Consider the following 17719-nt stretch of genomic DNA (forward strand, 5'->3'; position numbering starts at 1 on the left):
AAAAGGCCGGCTTATCGCCGGCCTTCGCACTTCCCGAGGGGGAAACTTACTTCTTGGGCGCGATGGCGTCCTTCACGGCCTTAGCCACGTAGAACTTCACCACGGTCTTCGCCGGGATCTTGATGGGGGCGCCGGTCTGCGGGTTGCGGCCCACACGAGCCTTGCGGGCAGACTTCTTCAGACGGCCCAGTCCGGGCAGAACGAACACGCCGTTCTTCTTCGTCTCTTTCACGGCCACTTCGGCCAAGGTGGCCAGGAATGCGGCCGACTGCTTGTTGGTGAGTTCCAGCTTCTCCGCCAGGAGACGCACCAGAGCGGTCTTCGTCAAGCCAGCTGCCATTGGAATATTCCTCCTTGAAGGTCTGAACGTACAACGCTTGCACATTCAGTTGGGCACATATTAATCAAAAGGCCGGAACCCGCACAAGCATTTTCGCCAGTTTTTTCGCGGGTTTTCCACAGATGGGGTCGTTTCCGTCGGCTGTTTATGCCCCTTTCGCGCACCCGGTGGCCACTACCCATTGTGCTTCTCAATTCATGGGGCTTTGTGACCACAATCCGTAGTAGGCTTTTCAGCCGCCAAACATGCGGCTTTGCGCCTTCTTCCGGCCCGCGAATACAATCATTCTTCAGCCTGGAAGGCCACCGGCAACCATGCGCAAGACCGTTTATCTCTCGCTCGGAAGCAACCTCGGAGACCGCGAAGCGAATCTGCGCGCGGCGCTCATGCAGCTTGCAACGCTCGGCGAACTCACGCGTGTCAGCTCCTTCTACGAGACCGAGCCGGTCGACTACCTGGACCAACCGTGGTTCCTGAACTGCGCGGCCGAACTGCAGACGGAGAAGATGCCGCGTGCGCTGCTGGCCGCATGCCTGGCCATTGAGCGCGAGATGGGCCGCCGGCGCATCATCGCCAAAGGCCCGCGCATCATCGACCTCGACATCCTTCTCTTCGGCAACTCCATTGTCGAGACCGCCGAGCTGACCATCCCGCATCCGGCGATGCACGAGCGACGCTTTGTGCTGGCGCCGCTGGCGGAGATTGCGCCCGACGTGCTGCATCCTGCGCTGCACCGCACCGTGCGTCAGCTTCTTGAAGCACTTCCTCCCGGCCCGCCGATCGTGCGCCCCGTGAAGTAAGAGCGCGCCGCGAATTTCATCCGCATTTCTGTTTGCCGCCGCTGAGCACGCGGGTAGAATGCGTCCTTCCATGGCCGCGCCGCCACAATCCGCCGTCAACGCCGAGGCCCTTGCCGCGCAGATCAGCGAGTACCTTGCCGAGCACACGCACGCAATGCTGATCGAGGATGGGCAGGCTGCGTTCTACTTCGGACCCGAGGGCGGCGCGCGTTACAGCCTCACGCCGGAGCGCGAGCGCTGCGTGCTGCAGGTGTGGTCCGAGGAGCGCAACATCGTGCGCCGCATCGTCGGCGCGCAACTCAAGTCCGGTACACTGCGCCTGAGCGTCGTGCGCTTCGGTCAAACCAAGCCCGCGCTCCTCGAACTCTGTGAGCGCCCCGAAGGGCAGTCGCCCTCGGCAAAGAAGGCAGCCCGCGCGCAGTTCGCGGGGCTGATGCAGAGACTCTGTCGCAAGGAATTTCCTGGCTGGACGGTGGAGCGCGTGAACAGCGCCGCCGATCTTGAGCATTCCTTCGGCCCGGCCTATGCGCGCGGCATCGTGCACGTCGGGCGGCGTTACTTCGCCGTGGTTGGCGCGGCGCACACCGAGCAGCAGCCCGTCATCGAGGGCCTGGCCACGGTGGCCGTGCTGTGGCTTGAGCGTTGCCGCGAGCGCCTCGCCGACAAAGGACATGTCGAGGGCGTCGCCGTCTTTGCACCGCAGGGCCGGGCTTCCGCACTGGTGCTTCGGCTGGCACATCTGAACCCACAGGCTGCGAAGTGGCGCTTGTTCGAGGTGGATGCGCATTCGGAGTCCGCGCTCGAGTGCGACCTGGCGCCGCCGGCAAACCTTGCCACCCGCCTCGTGCACTCTCCCGACGAGGCGCGCACCCGCGAGCGCTTTGCTGCCTCCATTGCGAGGATGAAGGAGCTGGCCCCGCGAGCGCAAAGTGTTGTTGTGTCCACCAGCGAGGTAGCGTTCCGGATTGAAGGTTTGGAGTTTGCGCGTGCCAGCCTCGGCGTGGCCGGCAACAACTTCCGCCCTGGCGAAACCATTGTCTTTGGCGCCGCGCCCGCCGAAGACGAGCTGACGCCGGAGACCGCGCCGCTGCTGCGCCAGCTTGTGGCGCGGCTGGTTGAAACGCGCACCTACCGCCAGCGCAACCACCCGTTCTACCGCATGGCCAGCGAGCGCTGGCTGGAGTCCATCGCGCGCCGAGACGTCAGTCTGCTCGACGAGCGGCTCGACCCGAGCTGCGTTTACGAGCAGGTGCCCGCCTTTGCCGCCGGAGACCGCGCCATGATCGACCTGCTCGGCGTCACACGCGACGGCCGCCTTGCCGTCATCGAGCTGAAGGCGGAAGAAGATTTACATTTGCCAATCCAAGGGCTGGACTACTGGGCGCGCGTGCGCTGGCACCACCGCCGCGGAGAGTTGCAGCAACACGGCTACTTCCCCGGACGCGAGCTCTCCCCACGCGATCCGCTGTTGATCCTGGCAGCGCCTTCGCTGCACGTACATCCGGCCACGGCCACCGTGCTGCGCTACCTATCGCCGGAAATTGACTGGCAGCTCATCGGCCTTGACGAGCACTGGCGCGACGGGGTGCGCGTCATCTTCCGCAAGCGCCCCGCCGACCTTGTGAAGTAGACGATCACACGTAAGAACGATGATATGAAGAAGGGGGTATGCCGGGTGCCCCAGGTTCCCGCCATCTTTTGGCGTCTAACCTGGGACGTGTGACTTAGCCGAAATTACCGGATTCTCGGCGAAGGCCTTGTCACTCAATCCCTCGCTCTTTGGCGCGGAAGGCCCAGTACTCACCGGCCGTCTCGCTCAGGTCGGCCTGTGGCTTCTCGCCTTTGTAGACCCGCGAGACGCCGCGCACCACGCGACGCATGGGCAACTCGCCCTTCTCATCGGCGAAGAAGATCTCACCGACCTTGGCCGTGCGGTAGTACCAGCGCTTGAGCAGCGCGAGGTGCTCCATTGCCTCCTGCGCCGAGCCCACCTCGGGCGCGGGCGCCAGCTCCAGCGCGGCGCTGATGCGCGCCTCCATCGAGGATGGCGTCTTCACTTCGCCCACCACGAGCTTGCTCGCGAGGCTCAGTTGCACCGGCGCGCACAGGCGTCCCCAGCGCACGCGGATCAGCGTGACCGACTCAGGCAGGTGCGAGGGCTGCACCATCACGCCGTCCAGCAGGTCGATCCGGCGCACAATCTCCGGCAGTTGCGCGCGCAGCTTTTTCAACTTTTCCACTGCGGTATGCACAGCCGCGGCGCGCTCAAAATCCAATTGCTCACTGGCTTCATCGCGCGCCCGCGTCAACTCCAGCTCCAACGAGTGGCCGCCGGTGGAGAAGAACTGCTCCACGCGCAGAGCCTCGGCGGCGTACTCGGCGTCCGTACAACCCTTGAAGCACGGCGCCATGCACATCTTCATCTCCGAGTAGATGCAACCGGGGAAGGCCGGGTCGGGCGCAAGTTCGTCGGTACAGCGGCGGAGCTTGAAGAAATCGAGCGCATCGTTGGTGAACTCCTCGGCTGCCGCTCGCGTGGGAAATGGCCCATAGTAGCGGCCCTCTCCGCGGAGGCTGGCGATGCGAGTGGTCACCGCCACGCGTGGGTATGGGTTCTCCATCAGCATCCGCACCAGCGGCGCGGCGCGCAGGCGCAGACGCTTCTCATAGCTCTTGGGGAAGACCTGGCGCAGCACGCGGTAGAGCACAAGCTGCGCTTCAAAGTCGGAACCCACCCGCTGGTAGCGCACGCGCGCCACGCGCTCGCGCAGGTTGAGCTTGCGAGTCAGGCCCTCGGGCTTTGCAAGCAGCCTCTGCATGCGTCGGCGCAGGTTGCTGCTCTTGGCCACATACGGCTCGGCGTCCTCCGCGTTCGGCTCCAGCAGGAAGACCGCCGAAGCCGCTGGCAGCGCGGCAAAGAACGCTTCTTCGGTCTCGGCCGAAGCCATGGGGTCGAAGGCGAGTTCGTCATGGAGCAGCGTTGCAAGCATGGTCGCCCTAATGTACCGCATCGCAAGCGGCCGCGACGAGTGCGGCTCATTCGCTGCGGAAATCTCAAACTCGCAAACTGGCAGACGCGGCGTGGTTGCAGAATATTTGTGACACAACGAACATTTCTCTGCACACACTGGTCACTGCGCGGCGTCTAAATGACAGGCACCTTGTATGCAGGATCGTACAAGGAGTGAGGAGAATGTTCCTGATGACTTCCGCCGATTGCGTGCATCTGAGTCAGAACCAGCCGGAAAGCCACGCGTCGTTCGTTTCGTCTCTCAAGTACCTGGTGCAGTTCTTGACGGGCTTCTACCGGCTGGAGCTGCCGGAAGAAGAGTGTATGGCGCTTGCCGTCGCCGCCATCAGCGGACATCCCCGCGCAGAGTTCCTCGTTGCCAGCGCCTATGACGCGGCCGATGACGAGGTGGAAGCGCAGCTCTGGTATGAGCGCGCCGCGCGCCGTGGACATGTGCCGGCCATGCTGCAACTGCGCCGCTTTACCGGCGCCGCCGCATAAACAGTTTCGCGCGCAATTGGCGCGCACCAGTTCTCTCTCATGAACACGACCTCCTTGCGCCAGCCTCTCTGTGGCTGGCGTTTTCTTTTGCCACAATCTTCGCTGCAATGGAAAAGCCGGGCCTCGGCCCGGCTTTGTCGTTTCTGCGCCAGCGCAATTTCTAACGCGGGTTGGCGCTGCTGTACTTCATACGGAAGTCTTCACCCTGCACGCTGATGATGCGGCACATTTCATGCAGGCGGGAGCGCATGCGCTCGCCAATGCGGTCGCCCAGCGTGTCCTCCCGGCGGTTGCCGCCCTCGTTGCTCTTGATGACCGTGCCGCCCGGCGCCAGGTCCTGGTGGTTGGTGGTGATGATGGTGGTGCGGCGGTCGTTGTAGCGCGTGTTCAGAATGTGCGAAACCGTGTCCCACACCCACTCGCTCGGCCGCACTGCGCCCAACTCGTCCAGCACCAGCACCTCGGCCTCAAAGACCGGGCGCAGCACTTCCATCTCCGTCACCTGCACCTGCGGGTTCCAGGAGTTCTGGATTTCCTTCAGCAGCTCGCGGTAGTCGTAGAAGAGACACTGCGCGCCCTTCTGCGTAATCAGCTCGCGCAGGATGCCCACTGCCAAGTGCGTTTTGCCCACGCCAATCGGCCCAATCAGCATCAGCCCAGCGCTCTCCACGGGATATTCCGCGACAAAGCGCGTTGCCGCCAGATAGGCCGAGGCCACCGATTTCAGCGGCCCTTCATGCTCAAAGTTGGAGAGCTCGCAATGCTCATAGCGCGCCGGAATGCGCGCCTGCTCCAGCAACTTGCCGGTCTTCAGCCGACGTACGCACTCACAGCGCGTTGAGCTGGTGACGGCGCGGCCGTTGCGGAATTCCTTTACCTGCTGCCAGCCGGTGCCGCTGCAGATCTTGCATGCCGGATCGCCTTCCGGCTTCCGTTCGGGCGCAAAGCCGTTTTCGTCCACGTTTGCCATACCTTGACTCTGCCCTCTCCGCCCCTCCTGCGCAAGTGCCTGGCGCCCCGGGCCTGTGCACAAGCTGTGGGAATCGTTGAAAACCCTCGGAAAGCATACTCCGGCACTGGCCGGTCCCCCATTGGCTGGTTCCACTTCGGCGCCTTTACAAAAAAAGTACAACCTTCCGGCTTGTGCGGAAATCTTATGCCGATGTACTGTACCGCGCACTAGTACGGAGCGGTTCCCGTCCGCGGACCGCATCCGTGTGGGGTACAGTGTGGGGGACTCCGCGCCGGAAATGGCAACCGGTCGGACCCTGCCAGCGGCACAACCCTTCGGCCTCAGGGATAGCAGGCCAATGGCGAACCGGCGCCAACCAGCGCCGCGTCTTTCAGGGAACTCAGAACCTGGCCTTCGCGGCCTGCGTGCAGCCTTGCTGTGCGCAAGGCGTTCTGTGCGCTCTGCCCTTTCGCACGGTCCCGAACTCATAGCGGCATCCATGTAAACGCCGGGCCCCTCATCGCGTCCTGGACAACAGCCGGGAGCGCAACGTTCACCCTTTGCGAAAGGACCTTGACGACAGTGACTGCCAGCAAACACCCTTACGACATCACCGAAACCTGGAAGACCGATGCGCGTTGGAGCGGCATTGAACGTCCCTACACGCCCGCTGACGTTGACCGTCTGCGCGGTACCGTCTACATCGAACATTCCCTGGCGCGCCTTGGCGCCGAACGCCTCTGGGAGCTGACCGGCACCGAAGGCTACGTCAACGCCCTCGGCGCCATGACCGGCAACCAGGCCATGGAGATGGTTGAGGCCGGGCTGCAAGCCATCTACGTCAGCGGCTGGCAGGTTGCCGGTGACGCCAACACCGCCGGGCAGGTCTATCCCGACCAGAGCCTCTACCCCGTCGACAGCGTTCCCTCCATGGTTCGCCGCATCAACAACGCGCTTCTCCGCGCCGACCAGATATGGAAGCAGGAGGGCAGGAACTCGCGCTACTGGATGGCCCCGCTCGTCGCCGACGCCGAAGCCGGTTTTGGCGGCACGCTCAACGCCTTTGAGCTGATGAAGGCCATGATCGAAGCCGGCGCCGCCGCCGTGCACTTTGAGGACCAGCTCTCCTCGGCCAAAAAGTGCGGACACATGGGTGGCAAGGTGCTCGTTTCCACGCAGGAGGCCATTCAAAAGCTGGTGGCCGCCCGCCTGGCTGCCGACGTCTGCGGTGTGCCCACCATCCTCATCGCCCGCACCGACGCCAACGGCGCCAAGCTGCTCACCAGCGATTGCGACGAGCGCGACCACCCGTTCCTGACCGGCGAGCCGCGCACCAGCGAGGGCTTCTACCGCATCAAGAGCGGGCTCGACACGGCGATTGCGCGCGGCCTGGCCTACGCGCCCTATGCCGACATGATCTGGTGCGAGACCAGCGAGCCCAACATGGACGAAGCACGTCGCTTCGCCGAGGCTATCCACAAGCAGTTCCCCGGCAAACGCCTGGCCTACAACTGCTCGCCCTCGTTCAACTGGAAGAAGAAGCTCAGCGACACCGACATCGCCCGCTTCCAGCGCGAACTCGGCGCCATGGGCTACAAGTTCCAGTTCATCACCCTGGCGGGTTGGCACGCGCTCAACTACAGCATCTTTGACCTCGCTCGGGGCTACGCCAAGAGCGGTATGAGCGCCTACGCCGAGCTACAGGAGAAGGAGTTCCGCGACGAGGCAGTCGGCTACCGCGCCGTCAAGCATCAGGCCTTTGTCGGCACCGGCTATTTCGACGAAGTCACGCAGGTGATCGCCGCCGGAGCCAGCAGCACCACCGCGCTCACCGGCTCTACGGAGGAGGAGCAGTTCCACGGCGAGAAGGTGATCAAGTAGCAGTTTCTCTCCGAAAGCCGGACGGCTGCTCCTCGCGAGCGGCCTCCGGCATTTTCATGCACAGGGCATGGAGGCTGCGCCCTCTCTGCATGACGTTTTGTGATCTGCCCCTGTTTCCTGTCTGCGCCCTGCCAATCGGCGTCCTCGCACGCCATTCGGCACCGCTGCACCGCCCTCTCCTTGGTAGAATCTAACTACGGGGATGGAGCGCTTCACCGAACATTACGACGTTGTTGTGGTCGGCGCCGGACACGCTGGTTGCGAGGCCGCCATGGCCGCCGCGCGCATGGGCCTGCGCACCGCGCTCTACACCCTGAACCTTGACCTGATCGCGCAGATGTCCTGCAACCCCGCCATCGGCGGCATTGCCAAGGGGCACCTCGTCCGCGAGATCGACGCCCTCGGCGGCATCATGGGCGAGGTCACCGACGCCGTCGGCATTCAGTTCCGACTGCTCAACACCTCGCGCGGCCCGGCCGTCTGGTCTCCGCGTGCGCAGTGCGACAAGGCCGCCTACCGCGCCAAGATGCGCGAGGTCCTTGAGTCGCAGCCGAACCTGGCGCTCAAGCAGGCGGAAGTTGCCGAGCTGATCATCGAGGAGATTGCGCCGCGCCCGTCCTTTGCAGCTTCAACGGCGCATCATCCTGAGCGCAGCGAAGGATCTGCTGTCGGCACCGGGCAGGATGAGCAGGCCTCCCCAATTCCTCCGCATGAGGCTTTTGCCGCCCTCATGGGTTTGAAGCCGGAAGGTATCTGCGCCTGCGCTGCTCGCTCCTGCGGCGAGCACGAGCACGGTGACGCCTGCGCTCACGGCGACGGCGCGAACGAATACGCGCCTCTCGTCAGCGATACGCCTGAAGATTCCGCCACACCGCGCCGCGTCATCCGTGGCGTCCGCCTGCGCGACGGCCGAACGGTTCACGCTGAAGCCGTCATCGTCACGACCGGAACATTTTTGAACGGCCTCATCCACTGCGGCGAGCAGCAGTACCCCGCCGGCCGCAATGGTGAGCCTGCGTCCGTATTGCTTGGTGAGCAGCTTCGCGCGCTCGGCCTGCGCACCTGCCGTCTGAAGACCGGTACGCCAGCGCGCCTCGACGGACGCACCATCGACTTTTCGCGTTTCCAGCAGCAGCCCGGCGACGCCGAGCCAACACCGTTCAGCTTCCGCACGCGGCGCATCACGCAGCCACAGATCTGCTGCTACATCGTGAACACCACGCCGGAGACGCACCGCATTATCCGCGAGAACGTGCACCGCTCGCCGATGTATAGCGGACAGATCAAATCGATCGGTCCACGCTACTGTCCGTCGATTGAAGACAAGATTGTGAAGTTTCCAGACAAGGAGACGCACCAGCTCTACCTGGAGCCGGAGGGCCTGCACACGCACGAGATCTACCTCAACGGCATGAGCACCTCGCTGCCGGTGGACGTGCAGGCGGCAATGATTGCCTCGCTGCCCGGCCTTGAGAATGCCGAGATGCTGCGGCCGGGCTACGCCATCGAGTACGACTCGGTGGACCCGCGCGAGCTGGAGCGCACGCTGGAGACCAAGCAGATTGCTCGCCTCTTCCTTGCCGGGCAGATCAACGGCACCAGCGGCTACGAAGAAGCCGGATGCCAGGGCCTGATGGCCGGCATCAACGCGGCGCTGGCCGTCAAGGACGAGCCACCGCTGACGCTCGACCGCACCGAAGCCTATACCGGCATCCTCATCGACGACCTCATCAGCAAGGGAACCGACGAGCCTTATCGCATGTTCACCTCGCGGGCAGAATTTCGCCTGCATCTGCGAATCGACAACGCCGACCGCCGCCTGACGCCCTACGGCCGCCGCGTTGGCCTTATCAGCGATGAGGCGTGGGCGGAGTTTGAGGCCAAGCAGCAGCGCATGGAGCGCCTGCGCTCGATCATCGAGAACACGCGCGTCGCTGGAGCACGGAATGCAGCTCCTTCCGAACGCATGGATGTGGAGCAGGGCACCGGGGCTGTGGATGATTATGTGGAAATAAGGAAAACTCCGGAGCCTGCCGCGAACGATTCCACACCGCGTACAGTCACGCTGACAGATGCGTTGCTGGAGAAGTTGGGGCCGGTCGCCGGGCAGACACTTGCGCAACTCTTACGGCGTCCGGAGTTCGCAATCGAGCAGTTGATCGGCGAGCTTTCCACACTCTTTCCACAGTTCTTCATGCATGAAGACCGCATGTTTACTAGCTCAAACGCAACTGGCTCAGTAGAATCCACAACTGATGATTTGTTGTGTAAATCTTCTCTTCCGATTGAGGTTCGCAACGAATTGAAGTCGGTGGAGACAGAGGTGAAGTACTCCGGCTACCTCGGCCAGCAACAGAAGGCCATCGAGCGCTTGAAGAAATCCGAGGAACGCACAATCCCTGAGTGGTTCGACTACACCGCCGTCAGTGGTCTCTCGCGGGAGATGCGGGAGAAACTCACGCGCGTGCGTCCGCGAACGATTGGCCAGGCGAGCCGGATCCCCGGCGTGACTCCAGCGGCTGTTTCGCTCGTCAATGTCTACATTGAGATTCAGTCGCGCCGCCGCTCGCAAGCTTCCCAGTTGTAAATCCTGTTGAAAATACGGTTCAAACCATTTTTCGCACAGACGCTCCTCAACCGGTTGACGGTTCCAGCCGTGTGACCGAATTGCAGTTAGCCGTTTTTTCCACCAAAAGCCTGAGTTTTCTCCAGGCCAAGTGTGGAATCTCTGTGGACACACGTCTAAGACCAGGGAGGTTTTTCAGTTTGTACCGCGTTTTGGTATCTCGTCGACTGAAATCGGGACCAGTATTGCTCGGCTGTTGAAGTTGTAACTGACTGAAAATGCACAATTAGTACCGTGTTTTTCACTTTTCCACGGGCCCTGCGGTTACGACTGTGAGTAATTAGGTTTTTAAATTCTTTTAGAAGCAGAAGTCAGCAGCATCGTGGTGGAAACAGTTGCAATAGCCGGCGCGGAATTGTGACCGATGTCATAGCCGTTGGAAATTTGCACGTTTACTGTAATCAGTAAGGAAGTATTTATTTAATAAGGGGTTGGCAGTCTTATGGGTGTGGATTTGGTGGAAAGCGGTAACTCCGAACTTATGCCGGAGGAACCCGTTAAGCGGAAGTCCGTGAAGCGCCAGGAAGCAGACAATTCACAGAAGGTTCGGAAGATTGTTCAGTGGAGCTTTGCTGCGCTGAATGTTCTGCTCTGTGCGCAGTTCTATCTGTGGGTGCGTTGGTTTGAGCAGGGTGGGCAGGGTACTCATGTTTCCAGGCCGGCAGGTGTGGATGGATGGCTGCCGATCGCGGGACTGATCAACGTGAAGTACGTGTTGGTGACGGGACTGATCCCGAAGATTCATCCAGCGGCATTTTTCCTGTTCGTTCTGTTTGTTGCCATCAGTGTACTGCTGAAGAAGGCATTCTGTTCCTGGCTGTGCCCGGTGGGGCTGCTTTCGGAAAACTTGTGGAAAGTTGGAAAACGGCTGCTGGGGAGAAACCTGGAGCTGCCGCGCTGGTTGGATCTGGCGCTGCGCGGCGTGAAGTACCTGCTGCTTGCGTTCTTTGTCTTCTTCGTCGGCGTAACGATGAGCGGCCCGATGCTGCAGGAGTTCATGATGCAGCCGGACGGCATTCTGGCGGATGTGAAGATGTTGTACTTCTTCCGCCACATGAGCACGACGGCGCTGGCTATTTTCGGCGTGCTCGCGCTGGGTTCCGTGTTGATCCGGAATTTCTGGTGCCGGTACGCTTGCCCGTATGGCGCGCTGATGGGCTTGGTTTCTCTTGTGAGTCCGGCGAAGATCCGCCGCGATGTGGAAGCGTGCAGCAGTTGTGGTAGCTGCTCAAAGGCGTGTCCTCAGAAATTGCCAGTCTCGCAGTTGGTGCAGGTGCGGTCGGCGGAGTGCACAGCGTGTATGGAGTGCGTAGCGTCTTGCAAGGTGGAAGGTGCGTTGCAGTTCGCACTGCCAGCAAAACAGGGAAGCAGTGTGGCGGAGCGGTGGGGCGGTCGTCGTTTGAAGCCGGTGCTGGTTGCCGCAGTTCTGATTGTGTTGTTCTGTGGAATGGTTGGTTATGCCAAGCTGCGGGGACAATGGCAAACGCGCGTGCCTGACAATGTGTACATGGAATTGATTGGCCAGGCGGCACAAGGGAACCAGCCCGCGCCTGCGGCCGAGTAACAGTGCCGTCGAAAGAAAAGTTAACAGCGGAGTCTTCGGACTCCGCTGTTGTGTTTTGCGCGAGTGCCCCGTACCCGAACGGTGGGGTACTTTTGAGAGGAATGGCTCACGTTTTGCTTTTGACGCGGGTGGTGCTCGCTGGGCTATTCTGAAAGGGAAGAATGGAGCACTCGGAAATTCAGGACTTGCTTGCGCCATACCTCGATATGAGTGGCGCACCGGATGTGTTTTGGACCGCCAATCATGCAGTCTTGGATAGTATATCGACATATATCGATATATTGATCCGCTGGAATGAGCGCACCAACCTTACCGCGGTGCGCGACGCTCGCGAGATGGTGCAGCGTCACTTTGGCGAATCGCTGTTTGCCGCACAAGTACTGCTGGCGCGCGATTCTACGGAGAGTGTAATCGACCTTGGCTCAGGTGCCGGTTTTCCCGGGCTTCCTCTGAAGATTTGGGCGCGTGGAGTTCATCTGACGCTGGTCGAATCGCAAAATAAGAAGGTGACCTTCCTCCGCGAGGTGATTCGGGCGCTAGACATGGACGGTGCCGAAGTGGCGCATGTGCGCGGCGAGGCACTTGGACAGCAGGCAGAATTGGTGACCATGCGGGCGGTTGAGAAGTTTGAAGGGGCACTCGCTGTCGCCAGGAGTCTATGCGCTGCGGGCGGACGCTTGGGATTACTGATTGGTGCGGGACAGGTGGAGCGGGCGAAGCTTCTGCTCGAGGGTTTCAGCGTTGAAGTTTCGCAGATGCCCAAGGCCGAGTCGAGGGTAGTGCTGGTTGCAAAGAGCGCAGCCGCGAGAGGAATTGTTGCCGGCTAGGGCTGGCCAGGCGTGATTGTTGGGAGATTGGAATGACGGCGTTGGAGAATGGGATTCCGGAGATCAGTGGTAACGAGACGGTGAGCAAGTGGTTCGGAGGGTGGCCGTGTTTTGAGGCTGCCGAGATTATCTACCTGAACCTTGCACGAAAAGGGGAAGCGCAACTTCGCCTTTACCCCGCAGGATCGTCGGCCACAGTGGAGTTCTGGTTGCGCAAGGTACGGAGGGTATCGCTGAATGGCTTTGCCGAGCAGAATTTTTTGCGGAGCCTGACGGTCGGCAGGAGCCGGGTGGGGGATATTGCGGTCTGGAGTCTTGAGATCGAAGGTGAGTCCGGGCTTGGCGGCGTACTCGAATGTGAAGAGCTTCGCGTGCGTGTTGAACCAATCGAGTTCTCAAATCCTTTCTAGTTTCATAATGTTCCACGTGGAACATCGAGCAGCGCTCGAAAGAAATGTTCCACGTGGAACAAACGCGGCATAAGAACCGAATCTTCTCGGAAAACTCTCCCTCGAACAGAAAATTCATCTTCCGAACCCGCTTATCCACCCTTTCCACAGCCTTGCACACAAAGTCACACTTGCCCCACCTCATTCGCTCGTCTACGCTGAGTTTGCTGCGGTCATCGCATCCGGTGAAACAGCATTGCGGGTTGTACATCGCCCGCGGGAGAAATCATGGCCCGGGTTATCGCCATTGCCAACCAGAAGGGTGGAGTTGGCAAAACCACAACTGCCATCAACCTTGCCGCCAGCTTCGCTGCCGCCGAGGTCCCGACTTTGCTCGTGGATTGTGATCCGCAATCCAACAGTTCCAGCGGTGTCGGATTGCCGAAAGACCCAACGCGCCTGGGAACCTACCAGGTTTTGATGGGAGAAGTGTCGGCCGCCGAGGTCATTCACCCGACGGAAATGGAAAATCTCTCGGTCATTGCCGCCACCAAGAACCTAATCGGAGCCAATCTCGAGCTGATTCAGGCCGAAGAGAGGGAATTCCGGCTACGAAACGCCTTGGCCGAGGTTCGTGACCAGTTCGAGTACATCGTGCTGGACTGCCCGCCGGCTCTCGACTTCCTCACGCTGAACGCCCTGGTCGCTTGCGATAGCGTCCTGGTGCCGATGCAGGCCGAGTACTTCGCCCTCGAGGGAGTCAGCGAACTGCTCGACACCATCGACCGCATCCGCGAGAACCTGAATCCCAGTCTGGTCGTCGAAGGCGTCGTGATGACCATGTTCGATGACCGCACGAACCTTGCCCAGAGCGTGGTCACCGAACTTAAGAGCTTCTTTGGCGAGCTTTTTCTAGAGACGGCAATCCCGCGCAATGTACGACTGGCAGAAGCACCGAGCCACGGACGCCCCGTACTGATGTACGACCCGAAATCCCGCGGCGCCGAGTCCTATATTCGCCTGGCCAAGGAGATCATGGACCGTCACACCCGTCGCGAAGCTGCCGGAGAGAAACTGGCGAAGGCCGTTCATAACCAGCCAGCCGCCCAGGATATGGAAACGAAATAATGAGCCAACATATTGATAAGAAAAAGGTTTTAGGTCGGGGACTCGACAGCCTGCTGCCCGGAGCGCGCAGCGGATCCGCCACGGCACCCGCGCAGCACCAGCCCGGCGACACGGTTCGCGAGGTTCCTGTCGGCCACATTGACCGCAACCCCTACCAGACGCGCATGAAGTTCGACGAGACGGCTCTGGCGGAGCTTGCCGAGTCCATCAAGGCGAGTGGCGTCTTGCAGCCGATCATGGTTCGTCCCGGCGCCAATGGGCGTTTCCAGTTGATTGCCGGCGAGCGGCGCTGGTTGGCTTCCCAGAAGGCAGGGAAGACCACGGTTCCGGCCATCGTTCGTCAGGTCACGGACGAAAAGGCGATGGAGATCACCATCGTCGAGAACCTGCAACGCGAAGACCTGAACGCGATGGAGCAGGCACGCGCCTATGAGCGCCTCGGGCGCGAGTTCGGCCTGACTCAGGAGCAGATGGCGCAGCGCACGGGCAAGGATCGCTCGTCGGTCTCAAACTTCCTGCGCCTGCTCAAGCTGCCAGCCGGTGTGCAGCAGATGGTGGAGACCGAAAAGCTGAGCTTCGGCCACGCCAAGGCCCTGATGGGCCTCGACTCTCAGGATGCCATGTTGAAGCTGGCGCAGCGCACCGTGGCCCTCAATCTTTCCGTCCGCCAGGTTGAAAGTGCGGTTCAGAACCTAATGAACCCGGAGCCGAAGGATGAAAAGGCCGAGCGCGTGGTCGATCCCAATGTCCGCGAAGCCGAAAAGGAGCTGGAGCGCTCACTGGGCGTGAAGGTGCAGATAGAGGACAAGAAGGGGAAGGGTAAGATCGTCATCCAGTACAAGTCGCTCGAAGATTTCGATCGTGTGCTGGAAGTGCTGAGCGCAGGTAAATAGGGTTCTCTTTATATCGACATGTATCGCTATATTATTTAACCCAATAAACATGCGGTCTCCGCATCGCTCCCTAAAGTAAAAGGCGCGCCGCGTGGCGCGCCTTTCTATTGCAATTAAGGGCGAACTAGCTCTTCTTCTCTTCGCCCATCTTTCCATCGCCCATCTTCTCGTGGTCGTGCTTCATCTTCGAGCACTTGCCGCAGCACTCTTTGGACTCCTTGCCGTCCTTGTGCTTCTTGCAGCAGGCCATCTTGCCGTCGGCCTTGCCCTTCTCGTGCGCCATCTTGCTGCACATCGGCTTCTGGCCATCGGCCGGTTTGTTTTCGGGGGCCGGCGTATTGGCCTGGGCCCACAGGCTGACCGACGCAAGCACCATCATGGCGAAAATCCGCTTCATCATCCTCAATCTTCTCCTTGGTCCCTGCGCGTAGCGAATGGCGGGCCATTCCTCGCCCCGGGTACGCGCAGCATTATATCTTGAGATGCGTTGAAGCTCATCTGGGATGTAGGGAAGACGCCGGGCAGCAGACAAAAAGGGAAGAATAAGCGAAGAATTGCGAGCCCTGCCCACTTAGGCATCTCCGGAACGGTTCGCCCACTGCAGCCGGTTCTATTCCGTTGGGAGCCCCTCGCAGAACTGTTCAATCGTTGCCCGTTGCGCAATCGTCAGCGACTCGAACTGCATTCCATAGCGGAATCCCATGCGGTTGCGCACAGAGGCACCGACGCGAATCGTCTCCTCCACGCCGGGCAATGCGAACTCCAGCAACACTTCTTCGTCGGAAGGCAACTCTACGGGGGCGTAAACCGATAGTCCTCCCGCACTCAGCTCATAGGTGCGGACGACAGCCGACTGCATGGTGCCGTCTTCGCGGAAGAAGAGCTTCACGCGGAAATCCGCGCGATGACGAACATAACGCCGGACCGGTTTGGGGGAATTCATGGCCCAACTCCATCGATTTCCATCAATCTAGTTCGCCCAGCTGAACGCGACGGAAGGATACCAGAAGAGCCGCGGATTCCAAGGAGAATCCATTGCCCGGGAGATCTCAACTGCCAAGCCCAGCCCGCGAACCACGCTCTCACCGGTCACGCGCGGCAATTTGCCGCCACGCTGCCCAGCGAAACGTCCGCGCCTAGTCTACGACCCATTGCCTTGTGGAAGCTTGCGAGGAAGTACAACCTTGGAGGTCACGAAAGGTCCTGTCCTGTGCATAACAACGGAGCCGGTGGTATGCAGGCGCACGCACCCCGGTGAACAGCCGGATTTGCTGCTACCGTGACACCTGCGCCAATCCGCAGTAACGCCGCACAGCTTTCATGCCCTCTTCGCACAGTCGAGGAATGAACTCCACGCCGAAGCGAAAACCGTTGCGGTTGCAGATTCGTCCAGAGACTTTCACCGGCACGTTCGAACCGGGCAACGCAAATTCCAACGCGGCCAGCGTGTCCAACGGCAAGTCGGAAGGAGACAGCAGTCCGATTCCTCCCTCGGAGATATCGGTACCGCGCACGGATACCCGTTTCCTATCCGGCCCGGACAACACGAGCACCACGCGCAGATCAATGGCGAAGCGCGTAAAGCGCCGAGGCGAATTCCACTGAGGAGAGAACGGTTCCATCTGAGTCCCAGGTACGTTTACGGAAGGATGAGAGCCATGCTATCGCGCAGCACTTGCCGTAAACAACTCAAGCGGGGAAAACAGAGGCCTGTGCGCAAATCGAAAGTAACCACACGAACCGGTAGTCGAGGGTTACGGTGCCTGACGATCTCCCAGTGAGCGGGTAAAGAACTCGTCGACAGCGTTCAGGATCGAGGGTGCTTCCTTGGCCTCATAAATGGCCTTGCGCAGATGACTGCCGCCCACAACGCCATGCGTGAACCACGAGGCAAACTGCTTCATCTTGCCCGAGACGTCGTAGTACTCACCTTCCAGCAGCATGCTGAAGTAGCGGCGAATCATCTTGTAGCGGTCTTCTTCCGTGGGCAGCTCGTAACGGCCGCTGGCCGTGTATTGCTCAATCTGGCGGAAGAGCCACGGGTTCGACGCGGCAGCCCGCCCGATCATGACGGCGTCGCAACCGGTGTGCGCCACCATCGCGGCGGCGTCCTCGGGCGTGCGCACGTCGCCATTGCCGATCACCGGAATCTTCACCTGCGCCTTCAGCTCGGCAATCCACTGCCACTGCGCCTGTCCGCTGTAACCCTGCTCACGCGTGCGCGCGTGCATGGCCACGGCGTTCAGCCCGCAACCTTCGGCCATCTTTGCCAGCTCGCGGAAGACCAGCTCGTTCTCGCTCCAGCCGGCGCGGAACTTCACGGTGAAGGGGATTTTGACCGAGGCGCGCACCGTCTCAAAAATCTTCTGGATCAGCGGCAGATCGCGCAGCAGTCCACTGCCGCCGTTGCACTTCACAACCTTCTTGGCCGGGCAGCCGAGGTTCAAGTCCACCAGGTCAAAGCCAAGGGCCTCAATCAACCGTGCGGCTTCGCCCAACGTCTCCGGCTTGCTGCCGAACAACTGCGCGGAGATCGGCCGCTCGTCTTCGGAGAAGTGCAGGTATCGTTCCTTCTGCTTGTTGCGGCGGCGCACAAAGCCGTCGGCCGAGGTGAACTCGGTCATCAGCAGTCCGCAGCCGCCCATCTCGCGGATGAACCGGCGGAAGACCGTGTCGGTAACGCCCGCCATGGGCGCCAGCACGGTGGCCGGAGCAATGCGCACGCCGCCAATGTGGAACTCTGCGGGCACACGCGCTTCGGGCGGCGCGGTCAACCCAACGGGCTCGGTGAAGTACTTATGCACGCTT

17 protein-coding genes are annotated in these 17719 nt (G+C 61.0%); 10 read left to right on the forward strand and 7 right to left on the reverse strand.

The window, feature by feature from the left end; genetic code table 11:
* Positions 1 to 46: 46 nt before the first annotated feature.
* The gene (locus AC6IZO_RS13995; RefSeq protein WP_497805670.1) at positions 47 to 340 is read right to left on the reverse strand and encodes an HU family DNA-binding protein; all 294 of its coding nucleotides are present in this window, start codon (positions 338 to 340) and stop codon (positions 47 to 49) included.
* A gap of 314 nt (positions 341 to 654) precedes the next feature.
* Here AC6IZO_RS13995 and folK point away from each other — a divergent pair, with 314 nt between their 5' ends.
* Positions 655 to 1140, forward strand: coding sequence for a 2-amino-4-hydroxy-6-hydroxymethyldihydropteridine diphosphokinase (gene folK, locus AC6IZO_RS14000; RefSeq protein WP_497805672.1), 486 nt, complete (start codon positions 655 to 657; stop codon positions 1138 to 1140).
* Between the two features lie 70 nt (positions 1141 to 1210).
* Positions 1211 to 2770 (forward strand): hypothetical protein, encoded by a 1560-nt coding sequence (locus AC6IZO_RS14005; RefSeq protein ID WP_497805674.1) that lies wholly within the window; start codon positions 1211 to 1213, stop codon positions 2768 to 2770.
* A 130-nt stretch (positions 2771 to 2900) separates the two neighbouring features.
* On the opposite strand, the gene AC6IZO_RS14010 is transcribed toward AC6IZO_RS14005, so the two are convergent.
* Positions 2901 to 4130, reverse strand: a complete 1230-nt coding sequence (locus tag AC6IZO_RS14010) for a hypothetical protein (RefSeq protein ID WP_497805675.1) — start codon at positions 4128 to 4130, stop codon at positions 2901 to 2903.
* 203 nt (positions 4131 to 4333) lie between these two features.
* Here AC6IZO_RS14010 and AC6IZO_RS14015 point away from each other — a divergent pair, with 203 nt between their 5' ends.
* Positions 4334 to 4651, forward strand: coding sequence for a hypothetical protein (locus tag AC6IZO_RS14015; protein WP_497805677.1), 318 nt, complete (start codon positions 4334 to 4336; stop codon positions 4649 to 4651).
* 160 nt (positions 4652 to 4811) lie between these two features.
* Here the strand turns inward: AC6IZO_RS14015 and AC6IZO_RS14020 are convergent, their stop codons facing one another.
* Positions 4812 to 5621, reverse strand: a complete 810-nt coding sequence (locus tag AC6IZO_RS14020) for an ATP-binding protein (protein ID WP_497805679.1) — start codon at positions 5619 to 5621, stop codon at positions 4812 to 4814.
* A gap of 564 nt (positions 5622 to 6185) precedes the next feature.
* Between AC6IZO_RS14020 and aceA the strand changes: the two genes are divergently transcribed.
* From aceA to AC6IZO_RS14055, 7 genes are all read left to right on the forward strand, one after another.
* Positions 6186 to 7484: an isocitrate lyase gene (aceA, locus tag AC6IZO_RS14025; protein WP_497809968.1), complete on the forward strand. Its 1299-nt coding sequence runs from the start codon at positions 6186 to 6188 to the stop codon at positions 7482 to 7484.
* 202 nt (positions 7485 to 7686) lie between these two features.
* Positions 7687 to 10071, forward strand: coding sequence for a tRNA uridine-5-carboxymethylaminomethyl(34) synthesis enzyme MnmG (gene mnmG, locus AC6IZO_RS14030; RefSeq protein ID WP_497805681.1), 2385 nt, complete (start codon positions 7687 to 7689; stop codon positions 10069 to 10071).
* Between the two features lie 550 nt (positions 10072 to 10621).
* Positions 10622 to 11674 (forward strand): 4Fe-4S binding protein, encoded by a 1053-nt coding sequence (locus AC6IZO_RS14035; RefSeq protein ID WP_497805683.1) that lies wholly within the window; start codon positions 10622 to 10624, stop codon positions 11672 to 11674.
* 161 nt (positions 11675 to 11835) lie between these two features.
* Positions 11836 to 12501 (forward strand): 16S rRNA (guanine(527)-N(7))-methyltransferase RsmG, encoded by a 666-nt coding sequence (gene rsmG, locus AC6IZO_RS14040; protein WP_497805685.1) that lies wholly within the window; start codon positions 11836 to 11838, stop codon positions 12499 to 12501.
* A 32-nt stretch (positions 12502 to 12533) separates the two neighbouring features.
* Positions 12534 to 12911: a hypothetical protein gene (locus tag AC6IZO_RS14045; RefSeq protein WP_497805687.1), complete on the forward strand. Its 378-nt coding sequence runs from the start codon at positions 12534 to 12536 to the stop codon at positions 12909 to 12911.
* A gap of 267 nt (positions 12912 to 13178) precedes the next feature.
* On the forward strand, positions 13179 to 14018 hold the full coding sequence (locus tag AC6IZO_RS14050; protein WP_497805689.1) for a ParA family protein: 840 nt from the start codon (positions 13179 to 13181) through the stop codon (positions 14016 to 14018).
* A complete protein-coding gene (locus AC6IZO_RS14055; RefSeq protein WP_497805691.1) occupies positions 14018 to 14911 on the forward strand; it encodes a ParB/RepB/Spo0J family partition protein in 894 nt (297 codons plus the stop codon). Before AC6IZO_RS14050 ends, AC6IZO_RS14055 begins: the two co-directional genes overlap by 1 nt.
* Positions 14912 to 15035: 124 nt before the next feature.
* Here the strand turns inward: AC6IZO_RS14055 and AC6IZO_RS14060 are convergent, their stop codons facing one another.
* From AC6IZO_RS14060 to dusB, 4 genes are all read right to left on the reverse strand, one after another.
* On the reverse strand, positions 15036 to 15311 hold the full coding sequence (locus tag AC6IZO_RS14060; protein ID WP_497805693.1) for a hypothetical protein: 276 nt from the start codon (positions 15309 to 15311) through the stop codon (positions 15036 to 15038).
* A 210-nt stretch (positions 15312 to 15521) separates the two neighbouring features.
* Complete coding sequence (locus tag AC6IZO_RS14065; protein WP_497805695.1) at positions 15522 to 15854, reverse strand: PilZ domain-containing protein; 333 nt, start codon at positions 15852 to 15854, stop codon at positions 15522 to 15524.
* A 331-nt stretch (positions 15855 to 16185) separates the two neighbouring features.
* On the reverse strand, positions 16186 to 16533 hold the full coding sequence (locus AC6IZO_RS14070; RefSeq protein WP_497805697.1) for a PilZ domain-containing protein: 348 nt from the start codon (positions 16531 to 16533) through the stop codon (positions 16186 to 16188).
* Between the two features lie 132 nt (positions 16534 to 16665).
* On the reverse strand, positions 16666 to 17715 hold the full coding sequence (gene dusB, locus AC6IZO_RS14075) for a tRNA dihydrouridine synthase DusB (RefSeq protein WP_497805699.1): 1050 nt from the start codon (positions 17713 to 17715) through the stop codon (positions 16666 to 16668).
* Positions 17716 to 17719 lie beyond the last annotated feature (4 nt).

This window comes from Oryzophilus luti (genome assembly GCF_059726245.1).

Excerpts from the sequence above, each read along its gene's own strand:
- AC6IZO_RS13995 (WP_497805670.1), bottom strand. The coding sequence starts at position 340 with ATGGCAGCTGGCTTGACGAAGACCGCTCTGGTGCGTCTCCTGGCGGAG.
- folK (WP_497805672.1), top strand. The coding sequence starts at position 655 with ATGCGCAAGACCGTTTATCTCTCGCTCGGAAGCAACCTCGGAGACCGC.
- AC6IZO_RS14005 (WP_497805674.1), top strand. The coding sequence starts at position 1,211 with ATGGCCGCGCCGCCACAATCCGCCGTCAACGCCGAGGCCCTTGCCGCG.
- AC6IZO_RS14010 (WP_497805675.1), bottom strand. The coding sequence starts at position 4,130 with ATGCTTGCAACGCTGCTCCATGACGAACTCGCCTTCGACCCCATGGCT.
- AC6IZO_RS14015 (WP_497805677.1), top strand. The coding sequence starts at position 4,334 with ATGTTCCTGATGACTTCCGCCGATTGCGTGCATCTGAGTCAGAACCAG.
- AC6IZO_RS14020 (WP_497805679.1), bottom strand. The coding sequence starts at position 5,621 with ATGGCAAACGTGGACGAAAACGGCTTTGCGCCCGAACGGAAGCCGGAA.
- mnmG (WP_497805681.1), top strand. The coding sequence starts at position 7,687 with ATGGAGCGCTTCACCGAACATTACGACGTTGTTGTGGTCGGCGCCGGA.
- rsmG (WP_497805685.1), top strand. The coding sequence starts at position 11,836 with ATGGAGCACTCGGAAATTCAGGACTTGCTTGCGCCATACCTCGATATG.
- AC6IZO_RS14045 (WP_497805687.1), top strand. The coding sequence starts at position 12,534 with ATGACGGCGTTGGAGAATGGGATTCCGGAGATCAGTGGTAACGAGACG.
- AC6IZO_RS14050 (WP_497805689.1), top strand. The coding sequence starts at position 13,179 with ATGGCCCGGGTTATCGCCATTGCCAACCAGAAGGGTGGAGTTGGCAAA.
- AC6IZO_RS14055 (WP_497805691.1), top strand. The coding sequence starts at position 14,018 with ATGAGCCAACATATTGATAAGAAAAAGGTTTTAGGTCGGGGACTCGAC.
- AC6IZO_RS14060 (WP_497805693.1), bottom strand. The coding sequence starts at position 15,311 with ATGATGAAGCGGATTTTCGCCATGATGGTGCTTGCGTCGGTCAGCCTG.
- AC6IZO_RS14065 (WP_497805695.1), bottom strand. The coding sequence starts at position 15,854 with ATGAATTCCCCCAAACCGGTCCGGCGTTATGTTCGTCATCGCGCGGAT.
- AC6IZO_RS14070 (WP_497805697.1), bottom strand. The coding sequence starts at position 16,533 with ATGGAACCGTTCTCTCCTCAGTGGAATTCGCCTCGGCGCTTTACGCGC.